At 72.4% G+C, this 16,597-nt stretch carries 16 protein-coding genes and 1 tRNA gene; 14 read left to right on the top strand and 3 right to left on the bottom strand.

What is annotated here, in order from left to right:
- The first annotated feature begins 1 nt into the window (after position 1).
- The 5 genes from V1J52_RS17970 to pknB all read left to right on the top strand — a co-directional run bounded on the left by V1J52_RS17970 (position 2) and on the right by pknB (position 7,109).
- Positions 2-511 (top strand): FHA domain-containing protein FhaB/FipA, encoded by a 510-nt coding sequence (locus V1J52_RS17970; RefSeq protein ID WP_330140864.1) that lies wholly within the window; start codon positions 2-4, stop codon positions 509-511.
- Between the two features lie 65 nt (positions 512-576).
- The gene (locus tag V1J52_RS17965; RefSeq protein ID WP_443075858.1) at positions 577-2,079 is read left to right on the top strand and encodes a Stp1/IreP family PP2C-type Ser/Thr phosphatase; all 1,503 of its coding nucleotides are present in this window, start codon (positions 577-579) and stop codon (positions 2,077-2,079) included.
- Between the two features lie 14 nt (positions 2,080-2,093).
- On the top strand, positions 2,094-3,488 hold the full coding sequence (locus tag V1J52_RS17960; RefSeq protein WP_330140862.1) for an FtsW/RodA/SpoVE family cell cycle protein: 1,395 nt from the start codon (positions 2,094-2,096) through the stop codon (positions 3,486-3,488).
- Positions 3,485-4,936 carry a peptidoglycan D,D-transpeptidase FtsI family protein gene (locus tag V1J52_RS17955; protein WP_330140860.1) on the top strand — a complete coding sequence of 484 codons (1,452 nt, stop codon included), beginning with the start codon at positions 3,485-3,487 and terminating at the stop codon, positions 4,934-4,936. Before V1J52_RS17960 ends, V1J52_RS17955 begins: the two co-directional genes overlap by 4 nt.
- A gap of 154 nt (positions 4,937-5,090) precedes the next feature.
- Positions 5,091-7,109, top strand: a complete 2,019-nt coding sequence (gene pknB / locus V1J52_RS17950; RefSeq protein ID WP_330140859.1) for a Stk1 family PASTA domain-containing Ser/Thr kinase — start codon at positions 5,091-5,093, stop codon at positions 7,107-7,109.
- A gap of 223 nt (positions 7,110-7,332) precedes the next feature.
- On the opposite strand, the gene V1J52_RS17945 is transcribed toward pknB, so the two are convergent.
- Positions 7,333-7,998 carry a DUF5324 family protein gene (locus tag V1J52_RS17945; RefSeq protein ID WP_330140858.1) on the bottom strand — a complete coding sequence of 222 codons (666 nt, stop codon included), beginning with the start codon at positions 7,996-7,998 and terminating at the stop codon, positions 7,333-7,335.
- 349 nt (positions 7,999-8,347) lie between these two features.
- Between V1J52_RS17945 and V1J52_RS17940 the strand changes: the two genes are divergently transcribed.
- Positions 8,348-8,875: a peptidylprolyl isomerase gene (locus V1J52_RS17940; protein WP_330140857.1), complete on the top strand. Its 528-nt coding sequence runs from the start codon at positions 8,348-8,350 to the stop codon at positions 8,873-8,875.
- 90 nt (positions 8,876-8,965) lie between these two features.
- Positions 8,966-9,859, top strand: coding sequence for a rhomboid family intramembrane serine protease (locus tag V1J52_RS17935; protein ID WP_330140856.1), 894 nt, complete (start codon positions 8,966-8,968; stop codon positions 9,857-9,859).
- A gap of 282 nt (positions 9,860-10,141) precedes the next feature.
- Here V1J52_RS17935 and crgA read toward each other — a convergent pair whose 3' ends face one another.
- Positions 10,142-10,405 carry a cell division protein CrgA gene (gene crgA / locus V1J52_RS17930; RefSeq protein ID WP_330140855.1) on the bottom strand — a complete coding sequence of 88 codons (264 nt, stop codon included), beginning with the start codon at positions 10,403-10,405 and terminating at the stop codon, positions 10,142-10,144.
- A 165-nt stretch (positions 10,406-10,570) separates the two neighbouring features.
- On the opposite strand from crgA, the gene V1J52_RS17925 reads away from it, so the two are divergent.
- From V1J52_RS17925 to V1J52_RS17905, 5 genes are all read left to right on the top strand, one after another.
- The gene (locus tag V1J52_RS17925; RefSeq protein ID WP_443075864.1) at positions 10,571-11,359 is read left to right on the top strand and encodes a DUF881 domain-containing protein; all 789 of its coding nucleotides are present in this window, start codon (positions 10,571-10,573) and stop codon (positions 11,357-11,359) included.
- Positions 11,360-11,449: 90 nt separating this feature from the next.
- Positions 11,450-11,611, top strand: a complete 162-nt coding sequence (locus tag V1J52_RS17920; protein ID WP_330140854.1) for a hypothetical protein — start codon at positions 11,450-11,452, stop codon at positions 11,609-11,611.
- Between the two features lie 14 nt (positions 11,612-11,625).
- Positions 11,626-12,255 carry an aminodeoxychorismate/anthranilate synthase component II gene (locus V1J52_RS17915; RefSeq protein ID WP_330140853.1) on the top strand — a complete coding sequence of 210 codons (630 nt, stop codon included), beginning with the start codon at positions 11,626-11,628 and terminating at the stop codon, positions 12,253-12,255.
- Positions 12,252-13,499: a class E sortase gene (locus V1J52_RS17910; RefSeq protein ID WP_330140852.1), complete on the top strand. Its 1,248-nt coding sequence runs from the start codon at positions 12,252-12,254 to the stop codon at positions 13,497-13,499. The genes V1J52_RS17915 and V1J52_RS17910 overlap by 4 nt, the downstream gene beginning before the upstream one ends.
- A 32-nt stretch (positions 13,500-13,531) precedes the next feature.
- The gene (locus V1J52_RS17905) at positions 13,532-14,302 is read left to right on the top strand and encodes a class E sortase (protein ID WP_443075857.1); all 771 of its coding nucleotides are present in this window, start codon (positions 13,532-13,534) and stop codon (positions 14,300-14,302) included.
- Positions 14,303-14,481: 179 nt separating this feature from the next.
- Here V1J52_RS17905 and V1J52_RS17900 read toward each other — a convergent pair.
- Positions 14,482-14,554, bottom strand: a tRNA-Ala gene (locus tag V1J52_RS17900).
- Between the two features lie 128 nt (positions 14,555-14,682).
- Here V1J52_RS17900 and V1J52_RS17895 point away from each other — a divergent pair.
- The gene (locus V1J52_RS17895) at positions 14,683-15,231 is read left to right on the top strand and encodes a helix-turn-helix domain-containing protein (protein ID WP_330140851.1); all 549 of its coding nucleotides are present in this window, start codon (positions 14,683-14,685) and stop codon (positions 15,229-15,231) included.
- A gap of 38 nt (positions 15,232-15,269) precedes the next feature.
- On the top strand, positions 15,270-16,580 hold the full coding sequence (locus tag V1J52_RS17890; RefSeq protein ID WP_330140850.1) for a serine/threonine-protein kinase: 1,311 nt from the start codon (positions 15,270-15,272) through the stop codon (positions 16,578-16,580).
- Positions 16,581-16,597: the final 17 nt, after the last annotated feature.

The raw sequence follows: 16,597 nt of genomic DNA, 5'->3' as shown, positions 1-16,597 counted from the left end.
AATGTCAGAGCTGACCCTGACGGTCATGCGGCTGGGTTTTCTCGCCGTACTGTGGCTGTTCGTCATCGTGGCCGTGCAGGTCATCCGCAGCGACCTGTTCGGCACGCGCGTGACCCAGCGGCAGAACGCCGGCCGACGCGCACCGGACCGCCCGGCGGCCCGGCCGCCGCAGCAGTCACCGCCCGCGGGCCGCGCCGCCGGACGGGGGCGGCGCGGGGCCCCGACGAAGCTCGTCGTCTCCGAGGGGTCGCTGACCGGCACGACGGTCGCCCTCCAGGGGCAGACGATCACCCTCGGACGGGCCCACGACTCGACCATCGTGCTGGACGACGACTACGCGTCCAGCCGGCATGCCAGGATCTACCCGGACCGGGACGGACAGTGGATCGTCGAGGATCTCGGCTCCACCAACGGCACCTACCTTGACCGCAACCGACTCACCACACCGACGCCGATTCCGCCCGGTGCTCCGATCCGCATCGGCAAGACGGTCATCGAGCTGCGGAAGTAGACGAACATGACGACCGGAGGGTGGGCACCGTGCGGATGTATCCGGAGCCGACGGGCGAGGTGCGCATGAGTCTGTCACTGCGTTTCGCCGCCGGGTCCCACGACGGCATGATCCGCGACCACAACGAGGACTCCGGTTACGCCGGGCCCCGGCTCCTCGCCGTCGCCGACGGCATGGGCGGCCAGGCGGCCGGCGAGGTGGCCAGCTCCGAGGTGATCTCCACGATCGTGGAGCTGGACGAGGACGTTCCCGGGTCCGACCTGCTCACCGCGCTCGGCACGGCCGTGCAGCGCGCCAACGACCAGCTCCGCGTGATGGTCGAGGAGGACCCGCAGCTCGAAGGCATGGGCACCACGCTCACCGCCCTGCTGTGGACGGGCAAGCGGCTCGGACTCGTCCATGTCGGCGACTCCCGGGCCTACCTGCTGCGCGACGGCGCCCTCACCCAGATCACCCAGGACCACACCTGGGTGCAGCGCCTGGTGGACGAGGGCCGCATCACCGAGGAGGAGGCCACCACCCACCCGCAGCGCTCCCTGCTCATGCGCGCGCTGGGCAGCGGCGACCACGTGGAGCCGGACCTCTCCATCCGCGAGGTGCGCGCGGGCGACCGCTACCTCATCTGCTCCGACGGCCTGTCCGGCGTGGTCAGCCACCAGACGATGGAGGAGACGCTCGCCGGGTACCAGGGGCCGCACGAGACGGTCGAGGAGCTGATCCAGCTCGCGTTGCGCGGCGGCGGTCCCGACAACATCACGGTGATCATCGCCGACGTCCTCGACGTCGACGGCAACGACACCCTCGCCGCCCAGCTCAACGACACGCCCGTCGTGGTCGGCGCCGTCGCCGAGAACCAGCCGCCGCCCGGCAGCGGGTCCGGCCAGGCCACCCCCGCCTCCCGCGCGGCCGAACTGAGCCGCTCGGTGCCGCAGCAGTCCGGCGGCGAGGGCGCGGCGGAGGGCTTCGGCCCGCCCGGCAGCGGCACGGGGGCCGCGGCGGCGGGTGACGGCTACGGCGGTTACGGCAAGGACGGCGAGTCCGGCGGCGGCACCGACGGGTACGGCGCGCGGCGCAGACGCGGCGGCTGGCTCCGGCGCACCCTGCTGGTCCTGCTCGTCCTCGCCCTGCTCGGCGGCGGTGCGTACGCGGCCTGGAACTGGACGAGGACGCAGTACTACGTGGGCGCCGACGGCGACAAGGTGGCGCTGTACCAGGGCATCAGCCAGAAGCTGGCGTGGCTGGAGCTGGGCGACGTCAAGGAGCGCACCGGCATCGAACTCAAGTACCTGCCGGTGTACCAGCGCAACCAGGTCCGGGAGACGATCTCCATGGGCAGCCTGGGCCAGGCCCGCGACAAGATCGAGGAGCTGGGGAACCAGGCCGAGGTCTGCGAGATCGTGGCCGCCCAGCGCGCCGCCGCCGAGGAGGCCAGGGAGAACGCCGACGACACCCAGCCCGGGGCCGACGGGAAGCCCGGCGCCGAGGAGCCGCCGACGAGCGCGCCGACCACCGGCCCGACCCTGACCGAGCAGCAGCAGAAGCTCGCCCGGATGTGCCGGACGCCGTGAGGGGCCCACGACTTATGAGCAGCAACACCACCACCGGCGGCACGAGCACCGTCTCCGCGGGCGGCCTGCCCAGCCGCCGCAACACCGAGCTGGGCCTGCTCGTCTTCGCCGTCCTCATCCCCGTCTTCGCCTACGCCAACGTCGGCCTGGCCAAGGACGGCACCCTGCCGGCGGGCATGCTCGGGTACGGGCTCGGGCTCGGTCTGCTCGCGGGCGTCGCGCACCTGCTGGTGCGCAGGTTCGCCCCCTACGCGGACCCGCTGATGCTGCCGATCTGCACCCTGCTCAACGGGCTCGGGCTGGTGCTGATCTGGCGCCTGGACCAGGAGTCGGGCGTCAGCCCGGCCAACGCGGCACCGGGCCAGCTCATGTGGTCGGCGGTCGGCGTCGCGCTGTTCCTCGCGGTGCTGGTCTTCCTCAAGGACCACCGCATCCTCCAGCGGTACACCTACATCTCCATGGCCGTGGCCCTGGTGCTGCTGGCGCTGCCCATGTTCTTCCCCGCCGTGCACGGCGCCCGCATCTGGGTCACGATCCCCGGCGTCGGCTCGCTCCAGCCCGGCGAGTTCGCCAAGATCATCATCACCGTGTTCTTCGCGGGCTACCTGATGGTCAAGCGGGACGCGCTGGCGCTGGCCAGCCGCCGCTTCATGGGCGTCTACCTGCCGCGCGGCCGCGACCTCGGGCCGATCCTGGTCATCTGGGCCATCAGCCTGATGATCCTGGTCTTCGAGACGGACCTCGGCACCTCGCTGCTGTTCTTCGGCATGTTCGTGGTGATGCTCTACGTCGCCACCGAGCGCACGAGCTGGATCATCTTCGGCCTGCTGCTGTCCACCGCCGGCGCGGTCTTCGTCGCCTCGTTCAACAGCCACGTCGCCACCCGCGTGGACAACTGGCTCAACCCGCTGGCCACGAAGAACGGAGACGTCACCGAGGCGGCCCAGGTGATGTACACCTTCGGCTCCGGCGGACTGTTCGGCTCCGGGCTCGGCGAGGGCTACTCGCGGCTCATCGGCGGCATCGCCATCAAGAGCGACTACATCCTCGCCACCATCGGCGAGGAGCTGGGCCTCACCGGCATGATGGCCGTCCTCCTGCTGTACGGGCTGCTCATCGAGCGGGGCATCCGCACGGCGCTGGCCGCCCGGGACCCGTTCGGCAAGCTGCTCGCCGTCGGCCTCTCCGGGGCCTTCGCCATCCAGGTGTTCGTCGTCGCCGGCGGTGTCACCTCGCTGATCCCGCTCACCGGCATGACCATGCCGTTCCTCGCGCAGGGCGGTTCCTCCGTGATCGCCAACTGGGCGCTCTTCGCGATCCTGCTGCGCATCAGTGACACCGCGCGCCGTCCGGCACCCGCCCCCGCGCCCAATCCCGACGTCGAGATGACCCAGGTGGTGAGGTCGTGAACAAGCCCCTTCGCCGGATCGCCATTTTCTGCGGCATCCTGATCATGGCCCTGCTGGTGCGGGTCAACTGGATCCAGTTCGTCCAGGCCGACGAGCTGCAGACCGACGACCGCAACCGCCGGGTGGCCATCGAGCGGTACTCCCACCCGCGCGGCAACATCATCGTCGACGGCAAGGCCATCACCGGGTCCGCCGAGACCGACGACCAGAACTACACGTACGAGCGCACCTACAAGAACGGCGAGATGTGGGCGCCGGTCACCGGCTACGCGTCCCAGGCGTACGGCACCTCCATGCTGGAGGGCGTCTACGACGAGATCCTCACCGGCAACGACGACCGGCTGTTCTTCAACCGCACCATCGACATGCTCACCGGCAAGCCGCGCGAGGGCGGCAACGTCGTCACCACGCTGAACGCGGCGGCCCAGAAGGCCGCCTACGAGGGGCTCGGCGACAAGAAGGGCGCCGTCGCCGCCATCGACCCGCGCACCGGCGCCGTCCTCGCGCTCGCCAGCACCCCCTCCTACGACCCGTCCACCATCTCCGGATACTCGGCGGACGACCAGGAGAGCTGGGTCGCGCTCAACGAGGACCCGGACAAGCCGATGAACAACCGGGCCCTGCGCGAGACGTACCCGCCCGGCTCCACGTTCAAGGTGGTCACGGCCGCGGCGGCGCTGGAGAGCGGCAAGTACGACATCGACAAGGAGTCGGGCATCGAGGACCCGTTCCCCCTGCCGCAGTCGAGCGACGAGCTGAGCAACTTCGGCAGCCCCCCCTGCGACAACGCCACGCTGCGCGACGCGCTCAAGTACTCCTGCAACGCCACCTTCGCCGGCATCAGCGACGACATCGGCAACGAGGGCATGATCGAGATGGCCGAGGCGTTCGGCTTCAACGAAGAGCACTTCGTGCCCATCCGCACCGCCGTGAGCGTCTACCCCGAGGACAACCAGCCGCAGAACGCCATGGCCGGCATCGGGCAGGCGTCCAACCGGGCCACGCCGCTGCAGATGGCCATGGTCACCGCCGCCATCGCCAACGACGGCACGCTGATGAAGCCCTACATGGTCGACCGCCTCGAAGGCCCGCGCAGCGTCGTGGAGCAGACCGAGCCGGAGGAGCTGGGCCAGCCGCTGGACGCGACGAACGCCGAGAAGATCCAGCAGATGATGGAGACCGTGGTCGAGGAGGGCACGGGAACCAGGGGCCAGATCGACGGCGTCACAGTGGGCGGCAAGACGGGTACGGCCCAGCGCGGCGCGGAGAACAAGGAGAACCCCTACGCCTGGTTCATCTCGTACGCGATGACGGACGACGGCTCGCCGGTCGCCGTGGCCGTGGTGGTCGAGGACAGCAACGCCGAGCGCTCGGAGATCTCCGGCGGCGGCCTCGCGGCCCCCATCGCCACGGACGTGATGAAGGCCGTCCTCGACGGCGGGCAGTGACCGTCCGCCACCGGCCCCGGACGGCCGTCCCGCGCCCCGGGCCGGGCCGGCGGCCGGGACGGGGACGGGTGCGCGAGCCCGGTACCGTATGCCGAGCTAGCACGCCGCCGGGCCCCACACCGGTGTGGCCCGGACGAACGGAGAGGCTGGAGATATGGACGAGCCGCGTCGCCTAGGCGGGCGGTACGAGCTGGGTCAGGTGCTCGGCCGCGGCGGCATGGCCGAGGTCTACCTGGCCCACGACACCCGGCTTGGCCGTACCGTCGCAGTCAAGACCCTGCGGGTCGACCTCGCGCGGGACCCCACGTTCCAGGCCCGCTTCCGCCGCGAGGCGCAGTCGGCGGCGTCGCTGAACCACCCCGCCATCGTCGCCGTGTACGACACCGGCGAGGACTACGTCGACGGCATCTCCATCCCCTACATCGTCATGGAGTACGTGGACGGCTCCACGCTGCGCGAGCTGCTGCACTCCGGGCGCAAGCTGCTGCCGGAGCGGGCGCTGGAGATGTGCGTCGGCATCCTCCAGGCGCTGGAGTACAGCCACCGCAACGGCATCGTCCACCGGGACATCAAGCCCGCGAACGTCATGCTGACGCGCAACGGGCAGGTCAAGGTGATGGACTTCGGCATCGCCCGCGCCATGGGCGACTCCGGCATGACCATGACGCAGACGGCCGCCGTCATCGGCACCGCCCAGTACCTCTCCCCCGAGCAGGCGAAGGGCGAGACGGTCGACGCCCGCAGCGACCTGTACTCCACCGGCTGCCTGCTCTACGAGCTGCTGACCGTGCGGCCGCCCTTCATCGGTGACTCGCCCGTCGCCGTCGCCTACCAGCACGTGCGCGAGGAGCCGTCGCCGCCGAGCGTCTTCGACCCGGAGATCACGCCCGAGCAGGACGCGATCGTCCTCAAGGCGCTCGCCAAGGACCCGGACTACCGCTACCAGAGCGCCGACGAGATGCGCGCCGACATCGAGGCGTCCCTCGACGGCCAGCCGGTCGGCGCCGCCGCCGCGATGGGCGCGGCCGGCTACGGCGGTTACCCCGAGGACCGGCCCACGCAGGCGCTCCGCGCGACGGGCGCGGGCGCCCACACCGCCATGCTGCCGCCGACGCGGGACGACGACGGCGGGTACGGCTACGACGAGCCGCGCGGCAGACGCCGCGAGCCCAGGGGCAGCCAGCTCTCCACGATCCTGCTGGTCGTGGCGGGCATCCTCGTCCTGATCGGCGCCGTCTTCATCGGCAAGGCGCTCTTCGGGGGGACGGGGTCCGATCCCGTCACCGTGCCGCGGGTCGCGGGCCTCAGCGTCGAGGAGGCGTCGCAGCGCGCCGAGAACGCCGGGCTCACCGCCGTCGAGGGCGGCACCGAGAACTGCGACCAGGAGAAGGGCACGGTCTGCAAGACCGAGCCGGCCTCGGGCACGGAGCTGGAGCGGGGCACCCAGATCGAGCTGATCGTCTCCGACGGTCCGGCCGCCGTCGAGGTGCCGGACGTCACCGGCGGCACCATCGACGACGCGCGGACCGAGCTGGAGGAAGCGGGCTTCGAGGTGGAGGAGGAGGCCGTCTCCTCGTCCACCGAGCCGCAGGGCACCGTCACCGAGCAGAGCCCCGGCGGCGGCGAGGAGGTGCAGCCCGGTTCGACGGTCACGCTGTCCGTCGTGGAGACGGAGACGCGCACGGTGCCGAGCGTGGTCGGCCAGAACGTCGACCAGGTCCGCCAGCAGCTCCAGGCGGTCGGTTTCCTCGTCGAGGTCGAGGAGGAGGAGAACGAGTCGCAGCCGGAGAACTCGGTGCTGCGCCAGGACCCGCCCGGGAACGAGCAGGCCGCTGTGAACTCCACGGTGACCCTGGTGGTGGCCAAGGCGCCGCAGAAGGAGATGGTCCCCGTCCCGGACGTCACCGGGCGCAAGGTCGGCCAGGCCCAGAAGGCGCTGACGGAGGCCGGGTTCCAGGTGCGGATCGAGGGGCCGCAGGAGGGCAACGCCCGCGCCCAGGGCACCAACCCGCCCGCGAACACCCCGGCCGAGGAGGGCTCCGAGGTCGTCCTCATCACCGTGCCGGGCGGCGGCGACGGAGGCGACGGGGGTGACGGAGGCGACGGCGACGACGACGGGGCCATCGGCGGGTTCTTCCCGGGCCAGGGCAACTGGGGGCGCGGCGACGACTGACGCGCCACCGGAACCCGGCCCCGTCGCAGCACACGGGTGTCGCGGCGCACGGGGCGAATCCCGGCGCACAGGGCCGAAGACGCACCCGACGCACGAGGGCCGGGGCTCCACCGCGGTGGAGCCCCGGCCCTCGTGCACGTCCAGCCTCGTCCGGCCCGCCCTCGTCCGGCCCGGACGGGGAGGCGTCCGGGACGGGACGCGGTACGGCGTCCGGCCGCGGGCCTCAGCCCTGGCTCTCGTCCTTGCCGCCGTCCGGGCCGGTGTCGGCGTCGGCCTGCTTGGCCTGCACCTCGGGGTCCAGCGAGGCGGCGTCCTCCGGGGCGCCGTCCACGGTCGACAGGGCGGACCGCTCGGTGACGTCGGTCGGGGCGGGCGGCTCGACCAGCCAGTCCGGGTTGGCCTGCTGGTCCCACCAGCGCCAGGCGGCCATCGCGGCACCGCCGAGGAGGCCGAGCACCAGGACCCGCTTGAACGCCCTGCCGTTGCGGGCGCGGCGCGTGCGCTTCTTGTTGAGCTTCTTGACCTCCGCCGCGGTGATCTCCCCGCGCAGTGCGGCGAGCGCGGCGACCGAGCGGCCCAGCGCCTCGTCCCGGGCCGGTCCGGCCGCGGCGCGGGCCGCCTCGACACGGGGGGTCGTGTAGGCGGCGGCGCTCTTGGCGGCCGCGCGGGTCCGCTCGGCCGCCCGTGACGCGGCGTCGTCCACGGCCGGGGGCAGGGAACTGCGGGCGTGGCTGAGACGCGGGGCCACCACGTTCTCGTACTGCTCACGGGCGGTGTGCTGCGCCTGGCGCGCGGCGAGACCCACCTTGGGCCCCACCGCCTCGGCGGCGTGCAGCACACTTCCCTTGGCGGTGCCCGACGCGGCACGCACGCTGTCCTTGCGGGTCACGAGATCCTCCTCCTCGGTGGCACGTGGTCCGGGGGCGGGCCCCGGCACACCTCTCCTTGTCGCCTTTACATCCGGGTCGAGATCATGCCGGGCAACACCGGATTCGGCATGTCGAGCGGGCCATCGGGGCCGGGCGCGCCGTCACGGGTGCCACGCCGCGGCGGCCCGGAGTCCGGCCCACGCCGGCCTTCCCAGCCGACCATGCCACGACCCGTACCGCCGCGGGACGTTCCCGCGGCCCCGCACCGCCGACTGCCTGTTCATCATCACTCCGATGCGAGCACCGGGCATCCGCGCCGTCCGTCCATGGGAGGATCGGTCCGTCAGTCAGGACTAGGGAAGGCAGATCGTGGCCGAGCAGCTCTACGCCACTCTCAAGACCAACCGCGGGGACATCGAGATCCAGCTGTTCCCGCACCACGCCCCGCAGACGGTGAAGAACTTCGTCGAACTCGCCGAGGGCTCCCGGGAGTGGACGCACCCGGGCACCGGCGCGAAGTCGCAGGACCGGCTCTACGACGGGACCGTCTTCCACCGGGTGATCAGCGGCTTCATGATCCAGGGCGGCGACCCGCTGGGCAACGGCACCGGCGGCCCGGGGTACGAGTTCGGCGACGAGATCCACCCCGACCTCGCGTTCACCAAGCCGTACCTGCTGGCCATGGCCAACGCCGGTCCGGGCACGAACGGCTCGCAGTTCTTCGTGACGGTGTCGCCGACGTCCTGGCTCACCGGCAAGCACACCATCTTCGGTGAGGTCAGCGGCGAGGCGGGCAAGAAGGTCGTGGACGAGATCGCCGCCACCCGGACCAACCCGCGCACCGACCGCCCGGTGGACGACGTGGTCATCGAGTCGGTCGTGATCGAGCGCCGCTGACCCGTTCCGGTGGCGCGGGGCGACCCGTGCGGGAACGGTCCGCCCCACCCGTCCGTATGACGGGTGGGGCGGCGCGGCGGAAGGGGAGAGATGGAGCACCAGCAGGGCGGGACCGGGCCCGGACACACGCTGCCCGGCTGTTACCGGCACCCGGAGCGGGAGACGGGCATCCGCTGCACCCGGTGCGAGAGGCCGATCTGCCCGGACTGCATGATCGGCGCCTCGGTGGGCTACCAGTGCCCGCAGTGCGTGCGCGGTGGCGGCGGCACCGGAGGTTCGGGCGACACCCGGCCGCGCACGGTCGCCGGCGGGACGGTCGTGGGGGACACCCGGCTGGTCACCAAGATCCTGGTGGGCCTCAACCTCGCGGTCTTCATCGCCGTCCTCGCCGCCGGGCGGGAGCTGGTGACCTCGCTGGGCATGATCGGGTACGCCTTCGACGGCTCGGGCTCGTTCGCGCTCATCGGCGTCGCGGACGGCGAGTGGTACCGGCTCCTCACGTCGGCCTTCCTGCACCAGGAGATCTGGCACATCGGCTTCAACATGATGGCGCTGTGGTTCCTCGGGCCGCCGCTGGAGGCCGCGCTCGGGCGGCTGCGGTTCGTCGTGCTGTACCTGCTCTCCGCGCTGGGCGGGAACGTCCTCGCGTACCTGCTGATGGCGCAGAACCAGCTCTCGCTGGGCGCCTCCGGGGCGGTCTTCGGCCTGTTCGGCGCGACGGCGGTGCTGATGCGGCGGATGCGCTACGACATGCGGCCGATCCTCGTGCTGCTGGCGATCAACCTCGTCATCACCTTCCTGCCCGGCCTGAACATCGCCTGGCAGGCGCACCTGGGCGGCCTGGTGGTGGGCGCGGTCATCGCCGTGGCCTTCGTCCACGCGCCGCGCGGGGCGCGGTCGCTGGTGCAGTGGGGCACGTGCGCGGCGCTGCTGGTGGTGCTGGCCGTGGTCTGCGTGCTCCGTACCTCGGCGCTGCTGAGCTGAGCGCTCCGGAAGTGCTGGCCCGAGCGCTACGCGATGTTATCCACAGGGGGTAGCGGATCTTGTGCATGGCGCGCAGGCGCTCGTACGCAGGTGCGTTTCCGCTGGAGGTCCTGGGAAGAACGTGTGTCCGAGGTGGCGGGCGGCGTCAACCCGATGAGAGTTATCCACAGATCGTCTGAACTTTTCCCAGCCCTGTGGACAGCCTGTGGATAACCCGCCCTCCGGCCTGGCCGGAGCGCGACGGGGCACGCCCCCGGCAACCGGAAGCGGCCGACGCACGCGCTACTTCCACTGCGTCGAGACGACGAACCCCACCGCGATGAACCCGAAGCCGACCACGATGTTCCAGTTGCCCAGCGCGTCGACCGGCAACGAGCCCTCGGTCATGTAGAAGACGACGATCCACGCCAGGCCGATGGCGAACATCGCCAGCATCAGGGGGGCGACCCAGCGCCGCCCGGAGCTGCTGAAGTCGAGCTTGGTCGACTGCTGCGCCGCCGGCGGGGTGTAGTCGTCCTTCTTCTTGCGAATCCGAGACTTCGGCACGAGGGGCTCTCCTGTCGATGCGCTGCGACCGCGCGGAACGGATGCTGGTGTGGTCCGTTAGCGTAGTGCGTGTAGGCGGTGTAAGGAGACAAGGGTACGGTGACCTTTTCCGCGACTCCTCCCCAGGAGCCCCCCACCGGCGGCGGTCCCGGCACCGGCCCCGGTGTGTCCGACGGCACGGCGTCCTCCGGTGGCGGCCCGCTCGGCGGTCCGCTCCGGTCCCGTCTCCGCTTCCGCCCGCTGCGGCTGGCCAGCGCCGCCGTCTTCGCCCTGGCCGGGCTGATCTTCTGGGTGAGCTTCAACACCGCCAAGGGCACCGATCTGCGCAGCGACGAGTCGATGCTGCGCTTCTCCGACCTCATCGAGCAGCGCAGCCACGAGAACGACGAGCTGGAGGGCAGCACCGCCCGGCTGCGTGAGGAGGTCGACGCGCTCGCCGACCGCGACAGCGGCGTCTCACCGGCCACGCGCGAGCGGCTGGAGCGGGCCGAGGCCGCCGCCGGGGCCGAGGAGGTCTCGGGCGCCGGGCTGACCGTCACGCTCACCGACGCCCCGCCGGACGCCACCGCCCGCATCCCCGGCTGGCCCGAGCCCAGCCCGGACGACCTCGTCATCCACCAGCAGGACCTCCAGGCCGTCGTCAACGCCCTGTGGGCGGGCGGCGCCGAGGGCATCCGGGTCATGGACCAGCGGCTCATCTCCACCAGTGCGGTGCGCTGCGTCGGCAACACCCTCATCCTCCAGGGCCGCCTGTACTCGCCGCCCTACGAGGTCACCGCCGTCGGCGAGCCGGAGCGGCTGCGCGAGGCACTCGACGGCGCGCCCGCGATCCAGGCGTACAAGCGGTACGTCGACGCCTACGGGCTCGGCTGGGACGTCGACGAGCACCGCGACACGACACTGCCCGGTTACGCGGGGCCGTTCGACCTCCAGTACGCGAAGCCGCTGGACTGACCCCCGCGCCCGTGCCCCGCCACGTACTCTGGGACCCGCGCGCACGCGCGGCGGGAACACGCGGGCGGGGACGGAAGGACGGCACCACGGATGTACGGCTGGATCTGGCGGCACCTGCCGGGCAACGCACTCGTGCGGGCGCTGATCTCGCTCGTGCTGGTCCTCGGGACCGTCTACCTGCTCTTCCAGTACGTGTTCCCGTGGGCCGAACCGCTGCTGCCGTTCGGCGACGTGACCGTGGACGAGAGCTGACGGGGGCTGGCGGTATGAGCACACGGATTCTCGTGGTCGACAACTACGACAGCTTCGTCTTCAACATCGTGCAGTACCTCTACCAGCTCGGCGCCGAGTGCGAGGTGCTGCGCAACGACGAGGTCCGCACGGAGCACGCCCAGGACGGTTTCGACGGCGTCCTGCTCTCCCCCGGCCCCGGCGCGCCGGAGCAGGCCGGGGTGTGCGTGGACATGGTCCGGCACTGCGCCGGCACCGGGGTGCCGGTCTTCGGCGTGTGCCTGGGCATGCAGTCGATGGCGGTCGCCTACGGCGGCGTCGTGGACCGCGCACCCGAGCTGCTGCACGGCAAGACCTCACTGGTGACGCACGAGGGCCGGGGCGTCTTCGCCGGACTGCCCTCGCCGTTCACCGCCACCCGCTACCACTCGCTGTGCGCCGAGCCGAAGACGGTGCCGGACGAGCTGGAGGTCACCGCGCGCACCGAGTCGGGCGTCGTCATGGGGCTGCGGCACCGCGAGCGGGCGGTGGAGGGCGTGCAGTTCCACCCCGAGTCCGTGCTCACCGAGTGGGGTCACCGGATGCTGGCCAACTGGCTGGCCGAGTGCGGTGACACCGGTGCGGTGGAGCGGTCCGGGGGCCTGGCCCCGGTGGTCGGGACGTGACGTCGCCGGGCGATCCGTACACGGACCCCGAGGCGCTTGAGGAAGCCGTCGGCCGCCTGGAAGACCCGCTCAACGACCCCCTGCCCGGCCGGGACGCTCCCCGCGCGCCGCACGTTCCCGGCGCCGTGCCGCCGCCCGCCCGGGGCGAGCGGCCGACCGGGGGCGAGGAGACGGTGGGGGGCGAGGGGGCGCGGGGGGCGCACGCGGGCTCACCGTGGTTCAGGACGCGGCCCGTCCCGCCGGAGCCCGTCCCGCCGCGGTCCGCCCCGCCACGCCCCGCACCGCCCCGGCCGAGCGCGCCCGTCCCGCCGGAGACCGCCGGGGCCCCGCCCGCGCCCGGCTCCCGCCACGGTGCCACCTGGCCGGGCGCCGGGGAGGCGGCCGACGACCCGCAGACCGTCGCGCTGCGGCGGGTACGGCCGCGTCCGGCCGCACCGGCCCCGCAGCCCCGGGACCCGCGGCCCGAAGACCGGCAGCCCGCTGACCGGCCGTCCGCCGCGCCCGGTGGGGGCCGGGCCGCGCGGCGCCGGGCGGCGGCCCAGGCCGCCAGGGCGCACAAGGACAGCTTCTCCGTCGTCGCCAGCCGCGCCGTGGGGGAGCTGTTCATCACCTGCGGCGTGCTGCTGCTCCTCTTCGTCACCTACCAGCTCTGGTGGACCAACGTCCAGGCCGACATGGCCGCCCGGGGCACGGCCAGCGACCTCACACAGAGGTGGGAGACGGAGGACGCCGACGCCCGCAGGCCCGGCGCCTTCACCCCCGGCGAGGGCTTCGCCATCATGTACATACCCAAGCTCGACGTCCGCGTCCCGGTGGCCGAGGGGATCGACAAGAACAGCGTCCTGGACCGCGGGCTGGCCGGGCACTACGACGAGGAGTCGGGCCTCAAGACGGCGATGCCCTGGGACGAGGAGGGCAACTTCGCCGTCGCGGGCCACCGCAACACCCACGGCGAACCGTTCCGCTACATCAACAAGCTGGAACCGGGCGACCCCATCGTCGTCGAGACCCGGGACACCTACTACACGTACGAGATGACGAGCATGCTGCCGTCCACGCTGCCGTCCAACGTGGACGTGGTCTCCCCCGTCCCCGAGGAGTCGGGCTTCACCGAGCCGGGCCGCTATGTGACGCTGACCACCTGTACCCCGGAATTCACGTCCAAGTACCGTCTCATCGTCTGGGGGAAGATGGTCGAGGAGCGCCCGCGGAGCGAGGGCAAGCCGGACGCCCTCGTCGGGTAGCCGGGCGGAAGCGAAGGCGGACGGTGGAGACAGTGGCAGTGACCGAGCGGGACGAGGCGCAGACCGGGGAGCCCGTGCGGCCGCCGCGCGGGGGCGGGCGGACACGCGGACGCGTCGCCGCCACCGTCAGCGTGATCGGTGAACTGCTCATCACCACGGGCGTCCTGCTGGCCCTGTTCGTCGCCTACTCGCTGTGGTGGACGAACGTGCTCGCCGACCAGGCCGCCGCCCGGGAGAGCGAGTCCCTGCGGGACAGCTGGGCCGTGCAGGAGGACGGCGCCGACGCCCCCGGGAAGGACACCGGCCCGGGCGCGCTGGACGTGCGCAACGGCATCGGCTTCCTGCACGTGCCCGCGATGGACGACGACGAGATCCTCGTCATGCCGGGTACCGACCCCGAGGAACTGAACCAGGGCATCGCCGGTTTCTACGAGAAGCCGGTGAAGTCCGCGATGCCGTGGGACGAGGAGGGCAACTTCTCGCTGGCCGCCCACCGCGACGGGCACGGCGCGAAGTTCCACGACATCCACAAGATCGAGAAGGGCGACCCCGTCGTCTTCGAGACGAAGGACACGTGGTTCGTCTACGAGGTGTACGCGATCCTGCCCGAGACCTCGAAGTACAACGTCGAGGTGCTGGCCGACGTCCCCGAGGAGTCCGGCAAGGAGGAGGAGGGCCGCTACATCACCCTCACCACCTGCACGCCGGTGTTCACCTCCAACTACCGGTACATCGTGTGGGGTGAGCTGACACGCACCGAGCCGGTGGACGCCGACCGCACGCCGCCCGCCGAACTCCGCTGACCGCCGCCGGAGCGCTCCCGGCCCGCGCGGACCTCCCCCTGGTCGACGGCGGTCCACTCGCCGCCCTGCTCCCGCCGCACGGCCGCAGCCGTCGCCGCGACGCGCCCGCCCCTGCCCCCAGCAGCAACAAGACCCCCCCTCACCTGCGTTACCGCAGGTGAGGGGGGGTCTGAAGAGAGTGGAGCCTAGGGGAGTCGAACCCCTGACATCTGCCATGCAAAGACAGCGCTCTACCAACTGAGCTAAGGCCCCGTCGGCCCCAAGCGTACCCGCTCCGGACGTCCGATTCCGACCGGGTATCGCCGCGACGCGTACGGCTCCGTAGGATGCACCGCAAGTTCGCTGGCGCGAAGCGGACAGGGGAGACTCAGGGGAGACACATGGAAGCAGCACAGCAGGACCCCACGGCCAAAGCCCGGGAGCTGCAGAGCGCCTGGTACGGGGAGCCGCTCGGCAGCCTGTTCCGGCGGCTGATCGACGATCTCGGCCTGAACCAGGCGCGGCTGGCCACTGTGCTCGGCCTCTCGGCACCGATGCTTTCACAGCTGATGAGCGGTCAGCGCGCCAAGATCGGCAACCCGGCGGTCGTCCAGCGGGTGCAGTCGCTCCAGGCACTGGCCGGTGAGGTCACGGGCGGTCACGTCAGCGCGGCCGACGCCACCCGGCGGATGGAGGAGATCCGCCGGACCGCCGGGCAGAGCGTGCTCGGCGGCACCACGCAGACCACGGCGTCGGGCCAGCAGACGACCGTCAAGCGCGCCGTGCGGGAGATCCAGTCGCTGCTGCGGGCCATCGCGGACGCCCAGGACGTCCTGGAGGCGTCGCAGACGCTCGCGGAGAGCCATCCCGAACTGGCAGAGTTCCTCCGGGTGTACGGGGCGGGCAGGACCTCGGACGCGGTCAAGCACTACGAGGCCCACCAGGGCTGACGGGCACAGGCACGGGCGGGAAAGGGCGGCACGGCGCGATGGGCGAGGTCTTCGCGGGTCGGTACGAACTGGTCGACCCGATCGGCCGGGGCGGGGCCGGAGCGGTCTGGCGGGCCTGGGACCACCGCAGGAAGCGCTACGTCGCGGCCAAGGTGCTCCAGCAGGGCGACGCCCACTCCCTGTTGCGCTTCGTGCGCGAGCAGGCCCTGCGCATCGACCACCCGCACGTGCTCGCCCCCACCAGCTGGGCCGCCGACGACGACCAGGTCCTGTTCACCATGGACCTGCTGTGCGGCGGCTCGCTGGCCCACCTCATCGGCGACCACGGCCCCCTCCCGCCCCGCCTGGTGTGCGTCCTGCTCGACCAGCTGCTGTCCGGGCTGACGGCGGTGCACGCCGAGGACGTGGTGCACCGCGACGTCAAGCCCGCCAACATCCTGCTGGAGGCGACGGGCACCGGACGGCCGCACCTGCGGCTGTCCGACTTCGGCATCGCCATGCGCAAGGGTGAGCCGCGGCTCACCGGGACCGCCTACGTCGTCGGCACGCCCGGTTACTTCGCGCCCGAGCAGCTGCTCGGCGCCGAGCCCGACTTCCCCGCCGACCTGTACGCCGTCGGGCTGGTCGGGCTCTACCTGCTGCACGGCCGCAAGCCGGACGCGCAGGCGCTCCTGGCCGCCTACGAGCACGGGGTGCCCGAGGCGCCCGCCGGGGTGCCCGAACCGCTGTGGCAGGTGCTCGCCGGACTGCTCCAGCCGGACCCGCAGGACCGTTTCCGTACGGCGACCGGGGCCCGCAGGGCCGTCGCCGGGGCGCTGGAGGTGCTGGACGCGGACGCGACGCTGCGGCTGGCCGGGGTGGGCCGTGCCGGCGCGGGCTCCGCCGGCACGGTGGAGGTGTCCGACCACGTCGGCCCGCTGCCCGCCGGGTACGGGGCCGCCGGGCCCGAGCGGCCGTCGGCGAAGGCCGCGGAGGCGGCGGTGTACCCGGACGCCTCCGATACGGGAAGCTTCCACCTGGCCCCGCCCGGTGCGGCACCGGCGGCCCCGGCACCGGCCGCCACCGCACCGGCGGCCCCGAAGGCCGCCGCCACCGCACCGGCTTCCGCCCGGCCCGCACCGCACCCGGCGGCCCCGCACGGCACGCCCCCGTACGCCGCCGGACCGCCGCAGACCACCGCCGCCCACGCTCCCGCGCACCCCGGCGGCCACCCCCGTCCCGCACCGGCCGAGCCCGCGCCGGCCGCCGTGGGCAAGCGGCCGGGACCGCCCGCGAAGGTCGCGGTCCCGGTGCTGCTGGTCGCCCTGCTGTGCTTCGCCGTCGGGATCTGGGCGCTCACGCAGTCCTGAACGCCCGGCCCCCGCGC

Origin of the sequence: Streptomyces solitudinis (assembly GCF_036323765.1) — a bacterium.
In the GTDB taxonomy this organism is placed as follows: domain Bacteria; phylum Actinomycetota; class Actinomycetes; order Streptomycetales; family Streptomycetaceae; genus Streptomyces.
This window is presented reverse-complemented; position numbering and strand designations above follow the sequence as displayed.

Excerpts from the sequence above, each read along its gene's own strand:
- pknB (WP_330140859.1), top strand. The coding sequence starts at position 5,091 with ATGGACGAGCCGCGTCGCCTAGGCGGGCGGTACGAGCTGGGTCAGGTG.
- V1J52_RS17965 (WP_443075858.1), top strand. The coding sequence starts at position 577 with ATGAGTCTGTCACTGCGTTTCGCCGCCGGGTCCCACGACGGCATGATC.
- V1J52_RS17890 (WP_330140850.1), top strand. The coding sequence starts at position 15,270 with ATGGGCGAGGTCTTCGCGGGTCGGTACGAACTGGTCGACCCGATCGGC.
- V1J52_RS17915 (WP_330140853.1), top strand. The coding sequence starts at position 11,626 with ATGAGCACACGGATTCTCGTGGTCGACAACTACGACAGCTTCGTCTTC.
- V1J52_RS17960 (WP_330140862.1), top strand. The coding sequence starts at position 2,094 with ATGAGCAGCAACACCACCACCGGCGGCACGAGCACCGTCTCCGCGGGC.
- V1J52_RS17920 (WP_330140854.1), top strand. The coding sequence starts at position 11,450 with ATGTACGGCTGGATCTGGCGGCACCTGCCGGGCAACGCACTCGTGCGG.
- V1J52_RS17895 (WP_330140851.1), top strand. The coding sequence starts at position 14,683 with ATGGAAGCAGCACAGCAGGACCCCACGGCCAAAGCCCGGGAGCTGCAG.
- V1J52_RS17970 (WP_330140864.1), top strand. The coding sequence starts at position 2 with ATGTCAGAGCTGACCCTGACGGTCATGCGGCTGGGTTTTCTCGCCGTA.
- V1J52_RS17935 (WP_330140856.1), top strand. The coding sequence starts at position 8,966 with ATGGAGCACCAGCAGGGCGGGACCGGGCCCGGACACACGCTGCCCGGC.